Source organism: Neorhizobium lilium, assembly GCF_004053875.1.
GTDB classification, from domain to species: Bacteria; Pseudomonadota; Alphaproteobacteria; order Rhizobiales; family Rhizobiaceae; genus Neorhizobium; species Neorhizobium lilii.
On sequence record NZ_SBIP01000003.1, the window covers coordinates 509,954 to 530,338 of the forward strand.

At 60.4% G+C, this 20,385-nt stretch carries 17 protein-coding genes; 14 read left to right on the forward strand and 3 right to left on the reverse strand.

Annotated features, from left to right (window positions below; genetic code table 11):
- Nucleotides 1-9 precede the first annotated feature (9 nt).
- Nucleotides 10-2,181 (reverse strand): UDP-forming cellulose synthase catalytic subunit, encoded by a 2,172-nt coding sequence (gene bcsA / locus EPK99_RS15030; RefSeq protein WP_128443889.1) that lies wholly within the window; start codon nucleotides 2,179-2,181, stop codon nucleotides 10-12.
- A 46-nt stretch (nucleotides 2,182-2,227) separates the two neighbouring features.
- The gene (gene bcsN / locus EPK99_RS15035; RefSeq protein ID WP_164901781.1) at nucleotides 2,228-3,277 is read right to left on the reverse strand and encodes a cellulose biosynthesis protein BcsN; all 1,050 of its coding nucleotides are present in this window, start codon (nucleotides 3,275-3,277) and stop codon (nucleotides 2,228-2,230) included.
- 235 nt (nucleotides 3,278-3,512) lie between these two features.
- On the opposite strand from bcsN, the gene EPK99_RS15040 reads away from it, so the two are divergent.
- From EPK99_RS15040 to visR, 14 genes are all read left to right on the forward strand, one after another.
- Nucleotides 3,513-5,792, forward strand: coding sequence for a tetratricopeptide repeat protein (locus tag EPK99_RS15040; protein ID WP_128443891.1), 2,280 nt, complete (start codon nucleotides 3,513-3,515; stop codon nucleotides 5,790-5,792).
- Between the two features lie 344 nt (nucleotides 5,793-6,136).
- Nucleotides 6,137-7,759 carry a globin-coupled sensor protein gene (locus tag EPK99_RS15045; RefSeq protein ID WP_128443892.1) on the forward strand — a complete coding sequence of 541 codons (1,623 nt, stop codon included), beginning with the start codon at nucleotides 6,137-6,139 and terminating at the stop codon, nucleotides 7,757-7,759.
- On the forward strand, nucleotides 7,759-8,052 hold the full coding sequence (locus tag EPK99_RS15050; RefSeq protein ID WP_128443893.1) for an STAS domain-containing protein: 294 nt from the start codon (nucleotides 7,759-7,761) through the stop codon (nucleotides 8,050-8,052). The genes EPK99_RS15045 and EPK99_RS15050 overlap by 1 nt, the downstream gene beginning before the upstream one ends.
- Before the next feature lie 2 nt (nucleotides 8,053-8,054).
- Nucleotides 8,055-8,420 (forward strand): chemotaxis response regulator CheY1, encoded by a 366-nt coding sequence (gene cheY1 / locus EPK99_RS15055; RefSeq protein ID WP_007753206.1) that lies wholly within the window; start codon nucleotides 8,055-8,057, stop codon nucleotides 8,418-8,420.
- 16 nt (nucleotides 8,421-8,436) lie between these two features.
- On the forward strand, nucleotides 8,437-10,689 hold the full coding sequence (locus EPK99_RS15060) for a chemotaxis protein CheA (protein WP_128443894.1): 2,253 nt from the start codon (nucleotides 8,437-8,439) through the stop codon (nucleotides 10,687-10,689).
- Nucleotides 10,690-10,694: 5 nt separating this feature from the next.
- The gene (locus EPK99_RS15065; protein ID WP_128443895.1) at nucleotides 10,695-11,162 is read left to right on the forward strand and encodes a chemotaxis protein CheW; all 468 of its coding nucleotides are present in this window, start codon (nucleotides 10,695-10,697) and stop codon (nucleotides 11,160-11,162) included.
- Nucleotides 11,159-12,067: a protein-glutamate O-methyltransferase CheR gene (gene cheR, locus EPK99_RS15070; RefSeq protein WP_128443896.1), complete on the forward strand. Its 909-nt coding sequence runs from the start codon at nucleotides 11,159-11,161 to the stop codon at nucleotides 12,065-12,067. Before EPK99_RS15065 ends, cheR begins: the two co-directional genes overlap by 4 nt.
- On the forward strand, nucleotides 12,064-13,104 hold the full coding sequence (cheB, locus tag EPK99_RS15075; RefSeq protein WP_128443897.1) for a protein-glutamate O-methylesterase CheB: 1,041 nt from the start codon (nucleotides 12,064-12,066) through the stop codon (nucleotides 13,102-13,104). The genes cheR and cheB overlap by 4 nt, the downstream gene beginning before the upstream one ends.
- Nucleotides 13,104-13,493, forward strand: coding sequence for a response regulator (locus EPK99_RS15080; RefSeq protein WP_128443898.1), 390 nt, complete (start codon nucleotides 13,104-13,106; stop codon nucleotides 13,491-13,493). The genes cheB and EPK99_RS15080 overlap by 1 nt, the downstream gene beginning before the upstream one ends.
- Entirely contained in the window at nucleotides 13,490-14,047 is a 558-nt protein-coding gene (gene cheD, locus EPK99_RS15085; RefSeq protein ID WP_128443899.1) for a chemoreceptor glutamine deamidase CheD, read from the forward strand. Before EPK99_RS15080 ends, cheD begins: the two co-directional genes overlap by 4 nt.
- 31 nt (nucleotides 14,048-14,078) lie before the next feature.
- Entirely contained in the window at nucleotides 14,079-14,468 is a 390-nt protein-coding gene (gene cheT / locus EPK99_RS15090; protein ID WP_128443900.1) for a chemotaxis protein CheT, read from the forward strand.
- Between the two features lie 122 nt (nucleotides 14,469-14,590).
- Nucleotides 14,591-16,264 carry a flagellar basal-body MS-ring/collar protein FliF gene (gene fliF, locus EPK99_RS15095; RefSeq protein WP_128443901.1) on the forward strand — a complete coding sequence of 558 codons (1,674 nt, stop codon included), beginning with the start codon at nucleotides 14,591-14,593 and terminating at the stop codon, nucleotides 16,262-16,264.
- 372 nt (nucleotides 16,265-16,636) lie between these two features.
- Nucleotides 16,637-17,353: a transcriptional regulator VisN gene (visN, locus tag EPK99_RS15100; RefSeq protein WP_245582430.1), complete on the forward strand. Its 717-nt coding sequence runs from the start codon at nucleotides 16,637-16,639 to the stop codon at nucleotides 17,351-17,353.
- Nucleotides 17,354-17,373: 20 nt separating this feature from the next.
- Nucleotides 17,374-18,120: a transcriptional regulator VisR gene (visR, locus tag EPK99_RS15105; RefSeq protein WP_128443903.1), complete on the forward strand. Its 747-nt coding sequence runs from the start codon at nucleotides 17,374-17,376 to the stop codon at nucleotides 18,118-18,120.
- A gap of 15 nt (nucleotides 18,121-18,135) precedes the next feature.
- Here visR and EPK99_RS15110 read toward each other — a convergent pair whose 3' ends face one another.
- A complete protein-coding gene (locus EPK99_RS15110) occupies nucleotides 18,136-20,331 on the reverse strand; it encodes a DUF1217 domain-containing protein (protein WP_128443904.1) in 2,196 nt (731 codons plus the stop codon).
- Nucleotides 20,332-20,385: the final 54 nt, after the last annotated feature.

The following is a 20,385-nucleotide window of genomic DNA, read 5'->3' on the forward strand; positions in this document are numbered from 1 at the left end:
CAAGCCTCCTCATGCTTCCTCGGTCGGGCGTTTCCGGCCCATGTCCTTGACCAGATAACCGAGACCGCGGGTCGTTTGGTAGAGCGCGATGCCCAGGAACCACACCGTACCACGTAACAGGCCCGGATTGTGACGGCGTCCCATCTGGAACTGCGTCCACTGTGCAGAATTGGCGAAGATCAGGTCGGCGATCAGCCGGTGGTCGGTGGCTTTCTGCGGCATGTAACGGCAGCCGATAGAGGTCACATCGCCGATACTGTCGAAGTTGCGGATTTCGATGGGAAGGTCGCTTATCGGCATGTCGCCATAGGGCTGAAAGCGGATCTTGCCGACGTTCTGGATGGAGAAGTCGCGGAAGCCCTCGTTATAAACCTGCAGCGCCGCACCGTTGACGGAGACATCCTCGATCGTGGCGGTGAACCAGCGGTCGCCGATGCCGAATTCGCAGCGCCGACTGACGCGAACGCGCCGTGACGACTGCCGCTCGCCCCGTTCCGACACGACGCCGAGCGCGCATCCGGCGATGATGATGTTGAGCAGGTTCCAGCCGCCGACGACCAGCGTCACATCGGCCTTATAGGGTTCGGCATAGATGCGGTAGACGCTCATGCCGAAGGCAACCACCAAAACAGCGAAGATGACGAAGAAGGGCCGGCTGATTTCGGAAAGCCGGCTCACCGAGACGGATTCGTCCTTGGCCGTCACCTTGAAGGTCGGCTTGCGTGGGTTGAGCATGACCGACACCACCGCGGGCAGAAGATGCACCGTCTGGACGTATTCGTATAGCTCGGAAATCCAAGGCCAGCGGAACGAACCATAAAGGTAGTTCTGCATCAGCATGTTCACGACCATGTAGGTCAGCGAATAGACGAGGAATTCGCCGCCGGAGGAGGTGAAGATCTGTAGGTCGAAGAACAGGTAGAACAGCGGCGCGAACAGGAAGATGGTGCGCGGGAAGGGGAAGAGCCAGAACAGCGTCGATGACATGTAGCACAGGCGCTGCGGGAAGGAGAGCCCGCGCTTGAGTGGCGGGAAGCGGAAGCGGAGGATCTGCATCATCCCCTGCGCCCAGCGGCTGCGCTGGCCGATGAAGCTTGCAAACGTCGCGGGCTGAAGCCCGGCGATCAGCGGCCGGTCCACATAGATGCTGTGCCAGCCCAGCCCGTGCAGATCGAGCGCCGTCTCGCAGTCTTCCGTGATGCTGATGCCGCTGAACCCGTTGGAAACTTCCAGCGCCTTGCGGTTGAGAACGGCCGCCGAGCCGCAGAAGAAGGCGGCGTTCCACTTGTCGAGGCCGCGTTGGATGATACCGTAGAACATCTCGTTCTCGCTCGGCATCTTCTCGAACGTTCGCAGATTGCGCTCGACCGGGTCCGGATTGAGGAAGAAATGCGGGGTCTGGACGAGAAAGAGCTTCGGATGGTTTTCGAAGTAATGAACCGTTTCCAGCAGGAAGTCGCGTGCAGGAGCGTGGTCTGCATCGAACACCGCGATCAGCTCCCCGGAGGAATGGGCAAGGCCGTTATTGAGATTGCCGGCCTTGGCATGCTCGTTGCGCTCTCGGGTGAGGTAGCGCACGCCCAAGTCGTCGCAAAGCTGCTGCAGGGCCTTCTGGCGCTGCTCTGCTGCGCGGGCGTCGGCGACATTGGCGGACTTGCGTTTCTGGACGGTGCTGCCGTCGTCCAGCAGCCAGACGGTGAACTTGTCGGCCGGATAATCCATGTTGCGCGCGGCGGCAAGCGTATTGGCGAGCAGGCCTTCGTCCTCGTTGTAGGACGGAACGAAGACATCGACGGTCGGCAACCGGCCCGTCGCCTTGCCGACGATCTTGCGCGGCGGCAGAGGCATGGCGACGACGAACAGGCTCAAGCCCAGCATAAGCACGCTGTACATTTCGGCCAGATAGACGAGCAGGCCCGGAATGAAGTTTTCCAGCTGGTTGACCGGCGGAAGCGTGCTTGTCGTGCGCCAGTAGACATACCGGAGCACCATGGCAGTGCCGAAGGCGAGCGCGACCAGACGCCATTTGCCCTCTGCATTGAGGAGCTTGATGATCGTCATGGCTCCGACGATCAAAATGCTGGCGATCAGCTGTGTCCGGGTGTTGATGGGCAACGTCACCAGGAGCACGATCATCAGGGTTGCAAGGGCCCAGACGACGGCGGAGAATGCGGTACGCATAGACGTCTACCTCCGCAGTCCGGCTGACGCCGATAAAACATGGCGATCAACGACAGACAAGGTTGGTGCCCCCCTTTTGGGTGGAGCAGGATGGGGAGGGGACAGCGACGTTGGTCGTCGCTGGCGATACGGAGGGAGACGGAACGAGAGGTGCAGGAGAACCGGCTTGGACGGGGATGGCGCTTCCACCAGGCCCCGGCACCTGCGGCACCCCTGGTGCCAAAGGCATAGTTGTGGCCGGTTGTGCGACCGGAGCCGTATCCGCCGCGCGGCGCCGTACGGCGGTCGCCGGAGCAGCCAGAGGCGCTGAGTTCATCATCATCGATTGCCGCTGGGGAATGACGGGAACCATAGGCTCTGTGCTCGCAGGCCGCGGATAGGTGGGGGCGCCGTTACCGCCAAGCGTCGGGGAAACTCCACTCGGCTCCCCATAGGGGTTCCAGCCACCGGCATCCACCGCGCCGACAATGGTGAAATGATACATGATGGCGAGCAGCTTCTGCTCGGTGGCGCCCGCTTCGCAGACGCGCAGCCGGATCTGGATGGAGCCGTAATTGGCAAATGGAGACATGGTGCCGGTGGGCGAACGCACCTGCTGCCAACCATAGATGCAAAGATCGGTTCCCGCTCCGCGCCCGAAGGCATAGCCGAACGGACCATAGCTGTTCTGGACGTAGAAATTCGAGCGGGCCATGCGAATACCGGGCAGAGCCCTGCGCATTTCGGAGGCGATGCCGGCTTCGGTCACGGGCGTCGAGGTCAGAGCGTTCGAGCTCATCCGGAAAGGCGCAACAGTGCCGAAAACCTGGGCTTTCAGCATGTTCTGGCCGGGTGTCATGGCGGAAGTGAAGAGGTGAATCTCCTGCTCGATAGCGTTGTCGTAGCGCCTTTCGATAACGTTGACGATACCGGGGCCGGCTGGCGGCGGCATGACCAGGGCCTGTTCGACGGTGACGGTCTTGACCGTAGAGCCCATCTGTACCGGCTGGCCTGCGCAGCTGGAGATAGCGAGCGGAAGCAAGGCAGCGAGGATCCCGAAGCCGCGTCGCAATTCGCGCTTCTCATTCCGGCCGCTGATGATCTGCCTGTCTGCCATAAAGCACTCGCATTCACGGGCAGTCATAGCCCGACCGTTGCCGTCTCAAGGAAGCGTCCTAACCAAAATAGGAGCCGCAACGCATTTGTCGCGTCAATCTCAGTATCTGATGCGCGAAATGTAAAATGTTCGTTAACCATCTCCGCGCATTCTTCGGGAAAATGGTCAATCCGCACTTTGTCGTGTGCGCCAACGGCACAAATCGTTTACAATTTTGTGCAGCACCGGAGTCTACATGAAGTTTTCGCTGGTCACTTTGACGGCGCTGGGCGTCGTAGCAGCAGGGCTGTACGGCATGAGCCGGCAGCCCACGGTTGACTTCGGCTCGGTCACAGGATCGATCGGAACCGGAATGGCTGTCAAGGCGCCACGCCTCGTTTCGGCTGCGCCCAAGACCGAGCGGCTGATGGCGCAGCTCGTCTTACCACGGGATACCGTCGAAGATGTCTCGGGGCCAGCGGCGCTGGTGCTTGCACAGTCTCCATCGGTCGATCTCCTGGATGAGATGGCTCAGGCGCCTGCTCCTGTGAACCGCGAGGAGGCGCGGCCGTCATCAAACGCAAATGCTGCGAGCCAGCCGGCTGTGGACGAAAGTGCGCTACGCTACTTCGCGGCCCGTGGCGACACAGCTCGCCTGCAGGCGGAAATATCGAGGCTACGTACCCTTTACCCCAGTTGGACGCCCCCGGCCGATCCGCTGGCCAGCCCCCCGAGCAGCGACCCGCAGTTGGAAAATCTGTGGGAGCTCTACGCCCAGGCCCGGTATGCGGATGTGCGCCAGGCAATTGCCGCACGGCAGGCGCAGGAGCCGGGTTGGCAGCCGCCGCCCGACCTGCTCGACAGATTGAAGCTTGCGGAGGCGCGCGCCATTCTGACGACCGCTTCCGACACGAAGGAATACGAATCGGTCATCCGGGTCGCGACCGATAACCCCGGCCTGCTGACTTGCAGCGAAGTGGATGTTCTTTGGCGGCTGGCTCAAGCCTTTGCTGCGACGGAAAAGCCGGCGAGGGCACGGGATGCCTATCTCTACATTCTCAACAACTGCGACAGCAGCGCGGAACGCCTTGCGACGGTTCAGAAGGCAGGCGAACTCCTGCCGCTGGATATGACCGAAGAACTGCTTGCCAAGGAGCGCACGGTTCCAGGCGGCAGTCCCGAGTTCGACAGTGTCCGTGACGATCTCGCCCGCCGGCTCGTTGGCCAAGGGAACGGTGATCCCAAGCTGGTCGTGGCGGAAAAATATCTTGGCCGCCTGGAGCGCCTGGCGGAATCCCAGAACCTTGCCTCTGATGCCTTGCTGCTCGGCTGGTATTACTATCGCCGCGATAACCTGGGCGCTGCCGAGCGTTGGTTCCGCCGCGCCGTCGCCAAGGAGGAAACGGCATCTGCTGCAGAGGGTCTTGCGCTGACGCTTATCCGGCAGAAATCCCCCCTCGAGGCGGAAAACGTTCTCTACCGCTGGCGGGACAGTTCGGACGGGTCAAAGGAAGCCTATCTCGCCGCAGTCGCCAATCTTCTGGCCATGGAGCCTCCGCCGGTTCTGCAGGGAGAGGTTCTGGCCCGCATGGCGCCGGTTGTCATCGCCAGCCACAACGCCGATGCCGCGCAGCAGTTCGGCTGGTATGCCCGAGCCATGCGCCAGCCAAAAACGGCTGCGGAATGGTTCAGCACCGCTCTTGCATGGAAACCGGACGACGAGCCATCGGCCTATGGTCTCGCCCTTTCACGCAACGACCTGAACGACAAGCCGGGTCTTGCGGCGATCCAGAGAGCCTGGGCCGGCAAGTCGGAACGGATAGCGGAAGTGGGCAGGCCGGTACAGCATGCCCCCGGCACGCGTCGCCCTGTGCTCACACCGTCCGCCCCGACAGCCATTGGAAGTGGACAAACCGAGATGGTTCAGGAACGGCAGCCGATGGCTGTTGAACAGCCTGCTCTGGAGCCGATGCGCCCGGCGGTTCGCGCCCCAAGGGTCTCGGCCGCCCAGTCTTCCGCGCGGCCCAACCGCTGCTGGACGACGTCGGACAGCCGCCAGCTGACACCCGAACAAGCGCTGGCGAGAGGCTGGTGCCTCATGGACCTCAACCGGCCTCTAGAAGCGGCGCGGGCTTTCGAGGCAGCAGGATCGAGCATTCAGCCGGGCATCCGGTCCGATGCTGCATATGGACGAAGCCTTGCCTATCTACGGGTCGGCTTGACCGACAATGCCTCGGTCGCCGCGGCCGATGCCGGCCAGAACAACACCCGTGCGGTCGAACTCCAGAGCAGTATTCTGGCCAACCGCGCAGTGGATGCCTTCAAGCTCGGCCGCTATCGCGAGGCGTTGGTCGCTCTCGATCAGCGTGCCCAGATCGTCCCGGAACAGACCGATCTCATGTCTTTGCGCGGCTATGCCTATCTCAACCTGAAACGGCGAGCGGATGCGCAGCGGATCTTCCAGGCGCTTGCGGATATGGGCGATCCCCAAGGTCAGCGCGGGCTAGCGACCATGTTGGACCCATCGGTGCAATGATTTGGCGCCGGAACAATACTTGTCGCTGACGGCGAAATGCCTGATCTGGATCAAAACGCGGCTGTTTTGCTGGCTATTAACCTTCGCGCAAGGAATTAACCATACAAATTGGTGACCACGGCGAAATGGGAAGACTCCGGTCTGACCGAGGCATGAAGCCGCAAAGCCGTACCGGTGCCAATCCGGTATTCGCCCATCATCAATTTCCGAAGTGCCTTGCGGTGAATGCGCAGTCGATGCCTCATGGCTAGTTCTCGCGCGACCATCTCCGAACATTTCCGGCGCTGATCGATCAGGCGTTATGCGGCCAGCCATGTCGGTTGTACGAGCTTTTGGGGACGGATTTGGTGCAGGAAACGTCAGCGGATCAGGCGCGACGAAACCAGGCGGGCAGCCTGGGCGAGAGACTGGCGTTTGCCGGCCTCGACGCGGAACTGCGCGATCTGCTGAGACGCTGCCGTCCGCAGCTCGAGCCGCACCTCAAGTCAGGCCTCCGCGATCTTTTCCACCGCCTCCAGACCTTCCCCGATGCAGCCCGCAACTTCGACAGCGAACAGCAGATCGAGCGCCTGCATGACCTTCAGTCGTCCCATTGGAGTGTCCTGACCGACGCCCGTTTCGACGCCCTCTATGCCGACCGCGTCAAGGTTCTGTCGGATACCGAAAGCCGGATCGGCCTCGATCCCCGCTGGCACGTCGCCGGCCACGCCGTCATGCTGGAGCATTTGCTCGCAGGCGCGATCGTGGACATGGCGCCGAAGTCGCTTCTGTCCGGTGGCAAAAAGCGCGAAAAAGAACGTCTCGATCTCGTCGGGGCTCTGGTGCGCCTCGTCATGGTCGATGTCGAGATTGCAGTCTCGCTGCGCTTCAACGAACTGCGGCAGAAGCATCAGCGGGCGCTGGCCGACCAGCGCAGCGAAGATCAGGCGCAGGCGGTCGAAACCTTCCTCGCCGTCATCTCCGCCTTGGCGCAGGGAGACCTTACGGCCGCTCTGCCGGTCGAGGTTCCGGAAGCCTATCGCGAACTGGCAGCGCTTCTCGGCCAGGCGATCGAACGTATCCAGACGAAATTCTCCGACGTCGCAGGCAATGGCGAGCAGGCTGCCCTCTTGACCACGGCTCTCGCCGAGACTTCCCAGGCATTCGCATCCGCCTCAGAAAATCAGTCGGCCCGGTTGCAGGATGCAGCACAGGTGCTGTCCACGCTGACGACGCGGGTCAAGCAAAGTGCTGCCGGCACGGTGGCTGCGGAAAAGGCGACCGCCTCCACGCGACGCTCGGTCGAAGAGAGCGGTGAAGTCGTGGGCCGCGCCATCAACGCCATGGCCGATATCGAGGCTTCCGCAGAAAAGATCGGCCAGATCATCGGCGTCATCGACGAGATCGCCTTCCAGACCAATCTCCTGGCCCTCAACGCCGGTATCGAAGCGGCTCGCGCGGGTGACTCCGGCCGCGGCTTCGCCGTCGTGGCGCAAGAGGTTCGGGCGCTTGCCCAGCGGTCCGCAGATGCCGCCCGTGAGATCAAGACGCTGGTGACCGGCACGAAGACGCAGGTGGATGCCGGTGTCGACATGGTTCAACGCACGCAGAACGCCATTGAGGGCATCGTCCGCCAGGTGTCCGATATCAACGACGCCATTGCAGGCATTGCGGTGGAAGCGAACGAACAGGCAGGCGGCCTCGACCGCGTCACGGCGGAGATCGGCGCGCTTGGACAGGATGTCGCCGGTACGGCAGCCGTTGCGCGCCGCTCCAGTGAAGGGGCCGACGAGCTTCATTCTGTTATTCTCGAATTGGGGCGCACCGTGCGGGAGTTCCGCATCGCGCGGCAGTCGCACTATGCCGAGCCCCCTAAAAGCCACCTCGTTTCTCGGTCCGAAGCAAGTTTTGCCGCGATTGCCCACATGTCGCCGGCGCGGATGGACGAAGGCGAAACCCACTTCCGGAAAAGACAAGGAATTAGCTGATGGCGGCCAAGAAAGCTGGATCGGGAAAAATGAAGCTGTCTGCGGTGCTGGACCTCAACGAGGCCTCTGCATTGCACGGCCAGCTCATCTCCATGCGCGGCAGTGACATCGTTCTTGACGCCTCCGGCGTCGAGCGTGTCGGCGTTCAGTGCGCACAGGTTTTGGTGGCCGGCGCCCGGGCGTGGGATGAGGACAAGAAGTCCTTCCTCGTCGAAAAGGCGTCGGACGCATTCGAAAAAACGATGCAGCTCATCGGCATCAATCCCGCAAATTTGGTCGCTAAGGAGATCTAGCCGTGAAGAAAAAAGTGCTCACCGTGGATGACTCACGGACAATTCGTAACATGCTTCTGGTGACCCTGAACAATGCAGGCTTCGAGACCATCCAGGCCGAAGACGGCGTGGAAGGCCTGGAAGTCCTTGAGGGCTGTAATCCCGACGTCATCGTCACCGATATCAACATGCCGCGCCTCGATGGCTTTGGCTTTATCGAAGGCGTTCGGCGCAACGAAAAATACCGTGCGGTGCCGATCCTGGTGCTGACCACCGAGAGCGACGCCGAAAAGAAGAACCGGGCTCGGCAGGCCGGTGCGACGGGCTGGATCGTAAAGCCCTTCGATCCTGCCAAACTGATCGATGCGATCGAGCGTGTAACCGCCTGAGCCAGGAAGCCCTCCGATGGATATGAACGAAATCAAAGAGATCTTCTTTCAGGAATGCGAAGAGCAGCTCGCTGAACTGGAGTCTGGTCTTCTCAAGCTGAACGACGGGGATCGCGACCCCGAGACGGTTAATGCCGTTTTTCGCGCCGTTCATTCCATCAAGGGAGGTGCGGGTGCATTTGGTCTTGATGACCTTGTCTCCTTCGCCCACGTCTTTGAAACCACGCTGGACTGTGTGCGCTCCAACAAGCTGGAGCCGACCCAGGACGTTCTCAAGGTCATGCTGAAATCGGCCGACGTGCTGGCCGATCTGGTGGCTGCTTCCCGCGATGGCGGCAGCGTCGACGAAACGCGGACCCGCGGCCTGGTCAAGGAACTGGAGGCGCTTGCCCACGGCGATGTTCCGTCGCCTGCAAGCCATGAGGCACCCAAGCCGGCCGCCAAAGCCCCGGCAGCAGCGCCCAAGGCCGAATCGCCGAAGCCGACGGACGACAGCGGTTTTCAGCCGATTCCCTTTACCTTCGATGACTTCGGCAGCGACGAGCCTGCAATCGAAGGCTCCACCTATGACATCATGTTCAAGCCGCGCCGCGAGCTTTACTCCAAGGGCAACGAAGCGGCACTCCTGCTGCGCGACCTGTCCCGCATCGGCGAGATGAGCATCAACTGCGATGCGACGGCGCTGCCGGCGCTGGACAAGATGGACCCGGAAGGCTCCTATTTCGGTTGGACCATCTCGATCAAGACCGCCAAGAGCGAAGATGACCTCCGCGCGGTCTTCGAATTCGCCGAATGGGACTGCGATCTGGAAGTGAAGCCTTCGGAAGCGGAAAGCTCCGATGAAGAACTGCCGATGATCCCCGTGCCGTTCGATCTGTCTGCTTTGGACGACGCTCCGGCCGTGGACGATAAGGCCGAAGAAACCCTTGCCGCAGCGGTTGCGGCTGCCGAGACGGCGTCGAACGTCGCCAAGGCGGCGGGTGCCGCTGCGCGGGCCGAAAAGAAGGAAACCGCAGCCGCCGCCGCTGCGCAGAACAATGCGGCCGCTGCAGCAGCTGCTGCCGGCCAGACGATCCGCGTCGATCTCGATCGCGTCGACCGCCTCATCAACCTCGTGGGCGAGCTGGTCATCAATCAGGCCATGCTGTCCCAGAGCGTTGTCGAGAACGACGCAACCGGCACCTCGGCCGTCAATATAGGTCTCGAAGAGCTGCAGCAGCTCACCCGCGAGATCCAGGATTCGGTCATGGCGATCCGAGCCCAGCCGGTCAAGCCAGTCTTCCAGCGCATGTCGCGTATCGTTCGCGAAGTCGCCGACATGGTCGGCAAGTCGATCCGACTCGTCACCGAGGGTGAAAACACCGAAGTCGACAAGACGGTCATCGACAAGATCGCCGAACCGCTGACGCACATGATCCGCAACGCAGTCGACCACGGCATCGAAACGCCCGAAAAGCGCGAGGCTGCCGGCAAGGATCCGGAAGGCACGATCAAACTGACTGCCAAGCATCGCTCGGGCCGCATCCTGATCGAGCTTGCCGACGACGGCGGCGGTATCAACCGCGAACGCGTCAAGCAGAAGGCTATCGACAACGATCTGATCGCCCCCGACGCGAACCTGTCGGACGAGGAAATCGATAACCTGATCTTCGCGCCCGGCTTCTCGACCGCCGATACGATCTCGGACATTTCCGGCCGCGGCGTCGGCATGGACGTGGTCAAGCGGTCGATCCAGGCTCTCGGCGGTCGCATCTCGATCTCCTCGCGCCCCGGTCTCGGCTCGACGTTCACGATGAGCCTGCCGCTCACCCTGGCCGTTCTCGACGGCATGGTCGTCACGGTTGCGGGCCAGACACTTGTCGTGCCGCTGACTGCGATCGTCGAAACATTGCAGCCGGAAGCCTCCGCCATCCACTCCTTTGGCGCGACGCAGCGTCTGATCTCTATCCGCAACTCCTTCTGCCCGCTGGTGGACGTCGGGCGTATCCTGAACTTCCGTTCCACTCAGGCCAACCCGGTCGAGGGCGTCGCGCTTCTGGTGGAATCCGAAGGCGGCGGTCAGCGCGCCCTGATGGTTGACGCCATCCAGGGTCAGCGCCAGGTGGTCATCAAATCGCTTGAAGCGAACTACACCCACGTGCCGGGTATCGCGGCAGCAACGATCCTGGGGGATGGACGCGTCGCACTCATTCTCGATGTCGATGCAGTGGTCGCCGCATCACGCGGGCAGTCGCTCAAAGCCGAAATGTCTCTAGCCGCCACGGGTTGATGAGTATGTCGTACGCCGTGAAGAATCTTGTTCAGGGAAGCCAGGAGCTGATCGCTTTTCGCATCGGGGATCAGGAATTCTGCGTGAACATCATGTCAGTTCGCGAAATCCGCGGCTGGACACCGGCAACGCCCATGCCGCACGCCCCGGCCTATGTCATGGGCATCGTCAACCTGCGCGGCGCAGTGCTTCCGATCGTGGATCTTTCGGCGCGGCTGGGCATGGGTGAGGCGGAACCTACGCCGCGCTATGTCATCATCGTGGCGCATATGCGCGAACGTGTGGTCGGCCTTCTGGTGGAGGCCGTCTCCGACATACTCACCATCACGGACGAAAACATTCAGCCCGTGCCCGAAGTCTCCTCGGATCTGGAGCGGCAATGCGCACGGGGAATCCTGGCGATCGACAAGCGGATGATCTGCCTGATCGACCTGGATTGGCTTTTCCCGGAAAAAGAGAGTGAAGCGGCATGAAGGCTTTAGGTGCGATCGATCCGAGACAGTCTCCCGACGAGGTGCTGGCCAGCGGCGAATATCCGCTGACGCGTCGCGATCTCGGCGAAATCGCGGCGATGATCTATGCAGACGCCGGGATCTATCTCAATGATTCCAAGGCATCGCTCGTTTATTCCAGGCTGTCCAAGCACATCCGTTCGCTCGGTCTGCGCGGCTTCAAGGACTACATTTCACTCGTCTCCTCTCCCGAGGGCGCCGGTGAACGCCGTGAGATGCTGTCTTATCTGACGACCAACTTCACGCGTTTCTTCCGCGAGAACCACCATTTCGAGCATTTGCGCGACGAGGTTCTTCCGGGCCTGATCGCCCGTGCCAAGAGCGGTGGCCGCGTCCGTATCTGGTCGGCTGCCTGTTCGGACGGGCAGGAGCCATATTCGATCGCGCTGACCGTTCTTTCGGTCCTGCCAAACGCTGCCGACTACGATTTCCGCATCCTGGCGACCGACATCGATCCCAAGATCCTCGCGCTCGCCCGTGCCGGCGTCTATGACGAGAACGCCCTGGAGACGGTGTCGCCAGCCATGCGCAAGCAGTGGTTCAAGGAAATCGACGCGAATGGTCGTCGCCGCTTCCAGGTGGACGAGCGCGTAAAGAAGCTCATCACCTACAACGAACTCAATCTAATGACGCAGTGGCCGTTCAAGGGCGGTTTCGACGTGATCTTCTGCCGCAACGTCGTCATCTATTTCGACGAGCCGACGCAGGTGAAGATCTGGTCGCGCTTCGCCTCTCTGCTGCCGCAGGGCGGGCATCTCTATATCGGCCATTCCGAGCGGGTATCGGGCGATGCCAAGAACCTCTTCGACAATATAGGCATCACCACCTATCGCTATACCGGCAAGAGCACGGGGAGGGCCCTATGAGCACTCCCGCACGCGTCCTTGTGGTGGACGACTCGCCGACCATGCGCGGCCTGATCACGGCCGTGCTCAATGCGGATCCCGAAGTCAACGTCATCGGGCAGGCCGGCGATGCGCTCGAAGCGCGCGCAGCCATCAAGCAGCTCAATCCGGACGTGGTGACGCTCGACATCGAGATGCCCAATATGAACGGGCTGGAGTTTCTCGAGAAGATCATGCGGCTGCGGCCCATGCCGGTGATCATGGTCTCGACCATGACCCACCATGGCGCCAATGCGTCGCTGGCTGCGCTGGAGATCGGCGCCTTCGACTGCGTCGGAAAGCCTGGACCGGGAGACCGGCATCCCTTCATCGACCTTGCCGAGAAGGTGAAGGCTGCGGCCCGTTCTGCCCATCGCCGTAGCGCTGTGCAGCCGGGTCTGGCGATCAGTCCGGCGGCTGGATTCAAGGTTGGCCGCAAGATCGTGGCGATCGGATCATCGACCGGAGGCGTCGAAGCACTGATTACGGTGCTGCAAAAGTTCCCGCAGAACTGCCCACCGACAGTAATCACTCAACATATGCCTTCTACGTTTACCAAAAGTTTTGCTGAGCGGCTTAATCGTATCTGCGCTCCTGTCGTGCAGGAAGCGACCGATGGTGCGCGTCTGGAGATCGGCAAGATCTATCTGGCACCCGGTGGCGACCGGCATCTTCAGGTGGTCAATCCGTCAGCGCCAACCTGCCGGCTGATCGAGAGGGATCCGGTAAACGGCCACAGGCCGTCGGTCGACGTCCTTTTCGACTCGGTGGCGGAACTGGCAGGACGCAATGCCGTCGGGGTCATCCTGACGGGAATGGGTCGCGACGGGGCCTCTGGCTTGCTGAGAATGCGCAGTGCGGGTGCGCGGACGATCGGCCAGAACGAGAAGACCTGTGTGGTCTACGGCATGCCGCGCGTGGCCTACGAGATTGGGGCCGTCGAACAGCAGCTGCCGCTGGGCTCCATTGGAGAAGAAGTGTTGAAGTTAACTGCCGCCCGAAAAGAAGGTGCCGAATAATGTCCCTCGCTGAAAAAATCAAAGTTCTGATCGTGGACGATCAGGTCACCAGCCGACTGCTTCTCAGCGACGCTCTGAGCCAGCTCGGCTTCAAGCAGATCACTGCCGCCGGCGATGGCGAGCAGGGCCTGAAGATCATGACCGAGCAGCCCCATCACCTCGTCATCTCCGACTTCAATATGCCGAAGATGGACGGGATCAACTTCCTTCAGGCTGTTCGCGCCAATCCGAACACCAAGAAGGCGGCCTTCATCATCCTGACGGCGCAGGGAGACCGGGCGCTGGTGCAGAAGGCAGCTCAGCTCGGCGCCAACAACGTCCTTGCGAAGCCATTCACGATCGAGAAGATGAAAGCCGCTATCGAAGCGGTATTCGGAGCGCTAAAATGAACGATGCGGCCCCAGCCAGGCGCATTCATATCATCCAGGGTGAGTACAAGGTCGTCAACGATCCCGACGTCGTACTGTCTACGATCCTTGGCTCGTGCGTGGCTGCGTGTCTTCGCGATCCTGTCGCCGGCGTCGGCGGCATGAACCACTTCCTGCTTCCAGGCAGTGCTGAGGCAATGGCGGCCGGGGGGGATGCCACCCGCTACGGCGTCCACCTCATGGAGCTTCTGATCAACGGGCTGCTGAAACAGGGCGCGCGTCGCGACAGGCTGGAGGCGAAAGTCTTCGGTGGTGCGAAAACCATCGCAAGCTTTTCCAATGTCGGCGAACAGAATGCTGCCTTTGCCATGCAGTTCCTGCGGGACGAAGGCATTTCCGTCGTGGGTTCCTCCACTGGCGGCGATCATGGCCGCAAGCTTGAATTCTGGCCTGTCAGTGGCAGGGCGCGCCAGTATCCGCTCACCGGTGCCGAGACCCAGAGAACAGTCGCGCTTGAAACGCGTCCGGCCCGCATGCCGCCCAAGCCAGTCGATAACAATATCGAATTCTTTTGATCCAAGATTTTCGCAGGAAGCAGGGAAAGCCATGAACGACATCGTCACGCTATCGAGCGCTTCCCTGGAAGAGTCGCTCCCGGATGTTCTGATGCGTCTGGTCTCGGAGCTGCATGACGTGGCCTATCTGATCGAACGAATCGAGCCGCAGCTTCTGGAGCTTTGCGGCGATGAGATGCTGATGTCCAACGACAGCATGAAGGTGTTGCAGGGCATTGACCTGGCTGTTCAAAAGACCCGCGGCCTGGCGGAGTTCATCGATACGATCACCTCCACCATTCCGGAAACCTGGACGGTCGATGTCTCGACTGCGATAAGCCTCGTCAAGCTTGCCGACATGCAGAAAGCGCTTGCCACCGGGCTGCGTCACGGCCACTCCCAGCCGCTGAGCAAGGCAGCCGGAGACTTTGACTTTTTTTAGAGTGTGTGAAGTCTTAGAATTCTTAAAAAATAATCTGTTCTCCGAAACGCTCGCACAAGCTTCGGCTCATACAAGTCAGGTCGGGCATAGGCTCGATATCCTTACTTGGCTGTGGGAACAGAATGAATCTGTTAGCGCAATTTTCGACTATTCGTAAAAGCCTGGCCAATTTAGGCCAGACGCGATTGATCGCTCTGGCTGCCGTCGGTGTCGTGTCTATCGCGATCGTCCTTGCCGCGGCCCTCTATGTGAACAAGCCGGCGTATGAAACCCTTTATGTCGGGTTGGAAAACTCCGACCTCAACCAGGTGAGCATCGCTCTGGCAGAGGCCAATATCCCCTTTCAGGTCGGCACGGATGGCAAAAGCGTCCAGGTTCCCGTCGGCACGACCGGTAAGGCAAGGCTTCTGCTCGCCGACAAGGGCCTGCCCAACAGCGCCAATGCCGGCTACGAACTCTTCGACAATGTCGGATCGCTCGGCCTGACCTCCTTCATGCAGGAGGTCACACGGGTTCGCGCGCTTGAAGGCGAAATCGGCCGCACCATACAACAGATCAACGGCGTCTCGGCCGCACGCGTCCATATCGTCATGCCGGATGTCGGCAATTTCCGCAGGGGTGAACAGAAGCCCACGGCCTCTGTGATGATCCGGGCGAACTCGACAGCGGGCCGCAAGGCCGCATCGTCCATTCGTCACCTCGTTGGCTCAGCTGTTCCGGGCCTCGATGTCGATGATGTAACCATCCTCGATTCGACCGGGCAATTGCTCGCCTCCGGCGACGACGGCACCAACAACCAGGCTACGCGTTCGCTCGGCGTGGTCCAGTCGGTCCAGCAGGAGATCGAGAGCAATATCGACAAGGCTCTCGCGCCGTTCCTGGGCATGGATAACTTCCGCTCCAGCGTCACGGCTGCCCTCAACACCGACAGCCAGCAGATTCAGGAAACCACCTTCGATCCGAACTCTCGGGTGGAGCGCTCGGTGCGCACGACGAAGGAAGCTTCGAAGTCGCAGCAGAGCCAGAACGACAATGCCGCCACCGTAGAGCAGAACGTGCCTCAGGCAGCGCCCCAGGCCGGCGGTGCGGACAGCCCGAAGTCTTCCGACCAGTCCGATAAGAAGGAAGAGCAGACCAACTACGAAATCAACCAGAAGACCACGGCCACCACCCGCAACGGCTATCAGATCGAGAAGGTTTCGATCGCTGTCGTGGTCAACAAGGGCCGCATTGCCAAGATGGTCGGCGAGCCTGCCGATCAGGCCAAGATCGATGCCTATCTGACCGAGATGCAGAAGATCGTGGCATCGGCCGCCGGAACCAATCAGGCGCGCGGCGACGTGGTCACCCTGACGGCAATGGACTTTGTCGAAAGCCAGCTGCTGGACGAGGCAGCCTCCGGCCCCGGCATGATGGACGTGCTCAATCGCAATATCGGCGGGATCATCAACTCGCTCGCCTTCGTCGCAGTCGCCTTCCTGGTGGTCTGGCTTGGCCTTCGTCCCCTGGTCCGCACCGTCGGCGGCACCGTTGTGGCTGGAGAAACGGCAACCGAAGGCGCTGGTCTGGAGCTGCCCGACTTCTCGCCCGGCGGCGCAAGCCCGGCGCTCATGGACGGCTTCGGCTCCGACTTCGGCTTCGACAGCTCCGACGATCTCCTAGGCGGTGGCGACGAGGGCGGCTTCAATCGCAGGGTCAAGGAAGGACCGGAAAAGCGCCTCGCCCGAATGGTGGAAATCTCGGAAGAGCGCGCCGCCAAGATCCTCCGCAAATGGGCCGTCGATCAGGCAGCCTGAGCCGGCATCACGAAAATATGATCTTGAAGGCCGGGCATGTTTCCGGCCTTTTTCATTCGGTTAACCGGCGCAATCGAACCCTGACAGGCATTTGGGCCGAATCAGTGCTGAAATGCCTCAATTGAGGAAATTCTGTGTTGAGACGATAGCTTTTCCTCGCACTGTTTCTAAAATGACTTTGATTCGTACGGTGTTCCAGAGCTTCATGATGTGAGGTTGGATCGAGTGTCGCTAGCGCGGTGGCCGTGTCGTATGACAGCCGTGGCGCGGTAGAACTGGCTGGGATCACGGACGTCCTCGAAGCACGCCGATGCGCAGTAAGTCTGCGCCTCGGTCAGGAGCAAATAGCGGATGGAGTTGCCAGGGTCGGACATGAATTCAGGAGGGCGTTCCTATATGGAGCCTGCTGGGGTGAAAATCATGTCGAGGGAGCAATTGGTGCGGCGGCTTGCGGTGGCAAGCAGTTCCAACAATGTTCAGGCCATGATGCGATTGCTGGCTGAATATGTCGGCGCTTCGCATTTTCTGCTTGCCCGCTACGACCTCATCCAGGAGCAGGGCCTGGATTTCATCGTCACGTCGAACTGGCCCTTCGATCTCGTCCGCAGGCTCACCTCGGAATTGGCAAGCGCCTATGCACGCTCCACGGAGCTTGAAAAATGCCTGTCATTGCTGACACCGAGCTTTTCGATCCTGCCTGACGATATCGCTCCGCCGGATGAAATCAGCCGCCAGTATTGTTCCCTGACCTTCTGCGTCGGCCGCACGCGCTTCTCTCTCATGCTGCTCTTCCGGGAAGGGATCATCCTGTCGCAAGAGCGTTTGCGGGAGGTGGGGCTCTTCTCCGCTTATGGCGCCAGCTTTGCGGAAGGCCGGGACGCCAAGGCTGAACGAGACTTCGAGCTTACCGAGCGGGAATTGGAATGCCTTTTCTGGATTGCCGAAGGCAAGACGAGCGACGAGATCGCCGTCATCCTCGGCATTTCTCGCAATACCATCAACAACTATATCACGAGCGTGATGCGCAAGACCGCGACCAAGACGCGATCGGAAGCGATTGCCTATGCAGTTCGCAACAACCTTGTGTGACAAGAAGCTAAGGGGACATAATGGGCTATACGCGAAGCGGCATGTCGGATGGACCGGGCAACATGCAGCATCTTCGCCTCCAGCGCGCTGCTAGCCGATCGGATGTGTTTCCCAAGCTCGTCGCCATGCAGAGGAACCTGAAGGCACGCCATTTTGCCGTCTTCCGGATTGCCGGTGCCGGTCTGCCCAACAAGCGCAAGCTTGTCTGCGAACTCGATAACTGGGGGCCGGGCGGCGCCGAACATCAGACGGAGCTCATGACCGGCTACGGGGAAATCTTCCTCGACCATATCGAGGTATCGATCCTGCCTTTGATCTGGAACGGATCGGAAAACGCGAGCTTTGCCGAGGCAGGGGAATTCTCTCCCTTGATCCGCCGGCTCGAGTCCAAGACCATGGCCTTTTCCGGTATCGCGTTTCCCGTACGGCTCGGTGCGGTGGGAAATGGCTACGTCACCTTCCTGGCGACGTCCATCGACCTTGGCAGTGATCTCATCATCGATCAGCATGTCCGAAGCTGTCAGGTCATGATGGACCTGCTGGCTCTCGACGAACGGAGAAGCGTGCCGGCCGAGACCCTGAGCGAGCGCGAGATCGCCTGCCTCCAGCTTGCTGGCGACGGTCGCATCAGCGAAGAAATTGCCGAAAATCTCGGCCTCTCCGTCCATACCGTCAACGCTTATCTCGGCTCGGCCACGATCAAGCTCGACTCGGTCAACCGCATCCAGGCAATCGCCAAGGCGATCCGCCTTGGCTACATCCATTAGAGTTGAAATGGCAGATCACCTGGCGGAAAGCTGGGCGACGGCGAGCATGGTGTCTGCGCTGATCCTGGTCGTGCTCGTGCTTTGCAGGATGCTGAGCGAGGCAGAGCCCGTCTTCCTGTTCGCCTCGTCATAAAGCGCTGTGAAGCGCTTGAGCAGCTTGTCCACGTAATCGGGCTCCTGCAGCTTGTCGAAGTCGATATATTTCTTGATCATCGCCGCCTGCTGGTCCGTATCCATGTTGGAAATATAGTCGGACAGGCTGAACGTGGTCTTGAAGAACTGGAAGAGTGCCGTGTCGCTCAAAATGCTGTAGGCGCTAGTGATGCTGGGGGCTTCCCGCTTGAAATAGAGCGCCAGGCGCACGCCCTGGTTCGCATCGCCCTGCTGCTCTTCCAGCGTCTGCTGGGCATAGCCGTTGACGGTCGCCAGCACATCGCCGCGCTGCTGCACCGTTCCAACCGGTTCGGAGGAGAGATTGCCCTTCGCGTCGAAATTGAAGGAGGCGACTATCTCTGCATAGACGGAGTTTTGCTGCGTGTTGACGAAGCTGCCAGGATCCTTCAGGTCGGACGCGAACATCTTCTTGAGATCTTCACTCTTGACCGATTTGGGATCGATACCCTTCGCCTCGAGCACGAACGACACGAGCCGCTTGTCCGCAAGGAACTGCTTGGCGGTGGTGATCGTCTCCATCTGGGTCCGGAAATATTCGATTTCCGTATCAGCTTTCGAGGAGGCAGTCTTCTTGTCGGCACCCGTCAGGAGCTTCGTCTTCTGGCTCTTGTAGCCGCTGGCGTAATCGTCCGTGACGCCTTCCGATTGCGCCAGAAGCGGTGCTTCGACCTTGCCCTTGTCATCGAAATTGAAGGCCTTGTTCAGGCTGAGGTAGCGCGCGTCCTTGAGCTGGTTGACGTAGCTTCTCGGGTCGTCTGCGTCGCTGGACAGGACCTGACGCAGCTTCGTCATGGTAGTTTCGTCGGGATCGATCCCGTAGGCTCGCAAGGCGACGTCCCAGACCTCCGTCACGTCGTCGTTCGACTTGTCGTCATCCTTGGTATTGGACTTGAGGAAATCATCCAGGTCCGTAACGCTGCTGATGCGGGTCTGATAGTTCGCTACGGCCTTGTCGACGGCGCCCTGCTGGTCCACCTGGAAGTTCTTGGCATAGGCTTTGTCGGTGGCCGAGATCTGGTCGGCTGTCTGCGCGTTCGTGTCAGTGGCAAGCGTGCCGTCGCTCTGGAAGTTGAACATCGCCTTGATGTCCTTATAGCCCAGGATCTCCGCGGCGTTATCATTGATCAGGAAGGACTTGATGGTCGAAGAGAACTGGACCTTTACGTTGAACGCCGTACCCAGATACTTGACCATGCGGCTGTCGTTTACGAGATCGTCGACATTGGTGATCGATGCGATCTTCGTGTCCCAATAGGTCTTGTTGGCATCCGCCAGAATATCCGAAGGATAGGTCGATTTGTTGTAGATGTAATCGAGCTGCAGCGACTGCTTCTGGGCATCCGTCTGCGCTTTGCTTCCATCCACCGTGCCGTCGGCCTTAAAGTTGAAGGCCTTGGCGAGCGCGATAAATTTGGGATTGCCTGTCTGGTTGGCAAAGCTGGCCGGATTGTCCGTATCGCTGGTCAGGACCTGCTTCAGATAGCTGCTCGAGGTGTAGGTGGTGTCGAGCCCGAAAGCGTCGAGCACATAGGTCTTCAATCGGCTGTTGGAGACCAGCTGATCGACGCTGGTAACGCTTCCGATAGCGTTATTGTAGTAGGCCACCTCGGACTTGATGTTGTCTTCTTCTTTGCTGAAGGAGTCCTTGTATGCCTGGACGACGTCATTTTCTTGGACGGAGGTTTGAGCCGTCTTCGTGCCGCTGCCGAAGTTGAAGGCGGCTGCGAATTCGGCATACCGCTTGTCCGACAGCCTGTTCGCGAAGCTGGAGGAATCGGTGAGGTCGCTGTCCAGGACCTTGCGCATATAGGCTTTGGCATAGGTCATCTCGCCAAGGCCGTGGGCCTTCATGGCATAGGAGTAGAGCCGGTAATCGCCGAGGAAATCCTCGACCGACTTCACCTTGCCGATGTTTTCCTCGTAGTATTTGGTGTCGTTGGCGACCGTGCCCTGGCTGGCGACGCGCTCCAGCGATGCCTTCATGTCGCGATTGACGATGAGGTAGCTGGTATAGGTCGATAGCGTCGTCGAGGTCATGGTCTATGGTCCTTCGGGATCAGGCCTAACATCGCCGCTTTCGCCGCCGCATAG

What these genes read in the sequence shown, in the direction of transcription:
- cheD (WP_128443899.1), top strand. Translation starts at nt 13,490, where the DNA reads ATGAACGATGCGGCCCCAGCCAGGCGCATTCATATCATCCAGGGTGAG.
- visN (WP_245582430.1), top strand. Translation starts at nt 16,637, where the DNA reads ATGAATTCAGGAGGGCGTTCCTATATGGAGCCTGCTGGGGTGAAAATC.
- EPK99_RS15040 (WP_128443891.1), top strand. Translation starts at nt 3,513, where the DNA reads ATGAAGTTTTCGCTGGTCACTTTGACGGCGCTGGGCGTCGTAGCAGCA.
- EPK99_RS15110 (WP_128443904.1), bottom strand. Translation starts at nt 20,331, where the DNA reads ATGACCTCGACGACGCTATCGACCTATACCAGCTACCTCATCGTCAAT.
- cheR (WP_128443896.1), top strand. Translation starts at nt 11,159, where the DNA reads ATGAAGGCTTTAGGTGCGATCGATCCGAGACAGTCTCCCGACGAGGTG.
- fliF (WP_128443901.1), top strand. Translation starts at nt 14,591, where the DNA reads ATGAATCTGTTAGCGCAATTTTCGACTATTCGTAAAAGCCTGGCCAAT.
- cheT (WP_128443900.1), top strand. Translation starts at nt 14,079, where the DNA reads ATGAACGACATCGTCACGCTATCGAGCGCTTCCCTGGAAGAGTCGCTC.
- EPK99_RS15060 (WP_128443894.1), top strand. Translation starts at nt 8,437, where the DNA reads ATGGATATGAACGAAATCAAAGAGATCTTCTTTCAGGAATGCGAAGAG.
- cheB (WP_128443897.1), top strand. Translation starts at nt 12,064, where the DNA reads ATGAGCACTCCCGCACGCGTCCTTGTGGTGGACGACTCGCCGACCATG.
- visR (WP_128443903.1), top strand. Translation starts at nt 17,374, where the DNA reads ATGGGCTATACGCGAAGCGGCATGTCGGATGGACCGGGCAACATGCAG.
- EPK99_RS15065 (WP_128443895.1), top strand. Translation starts at nt 10,695, where the DNA reads ATGTCGTACGCCGTGAAGAATCTTGTTCAGGGAAGCCAGGAGCTGATC.
- EPK99_RS15050 (WP_128443893.1), top strand. Translation starts at nt 7,759, where the DNA reads ATGGCGGCCAAGAAAGCTGGATCGGGAAAAATGAAGCTGTCTGCGGTG.
- bcsA (WP_128443889.1), bottom strand. Translation starts at nt 2,181, where the DNA reads ATGCGTACCGCATTCTCCGCCGTCGTCTGGGCCCTTGCAACCCTGATG.
- EPK99_RS15080 (WP_128443898.1), top strand. Translation starts at nt 13,104, where the DNA reads ATGTCCCTCGCTGAAAAAATCAAAGTTCTGATCGTGGACGATCAGGTC.
- bcsN (WP_164901781.1), bottom strand. Translation starts at nt 3,277, where the DNA reads ATGGCAGACAGGCAGATCATCAGCGGCCGGAATGAGAAGCGCGAATTG.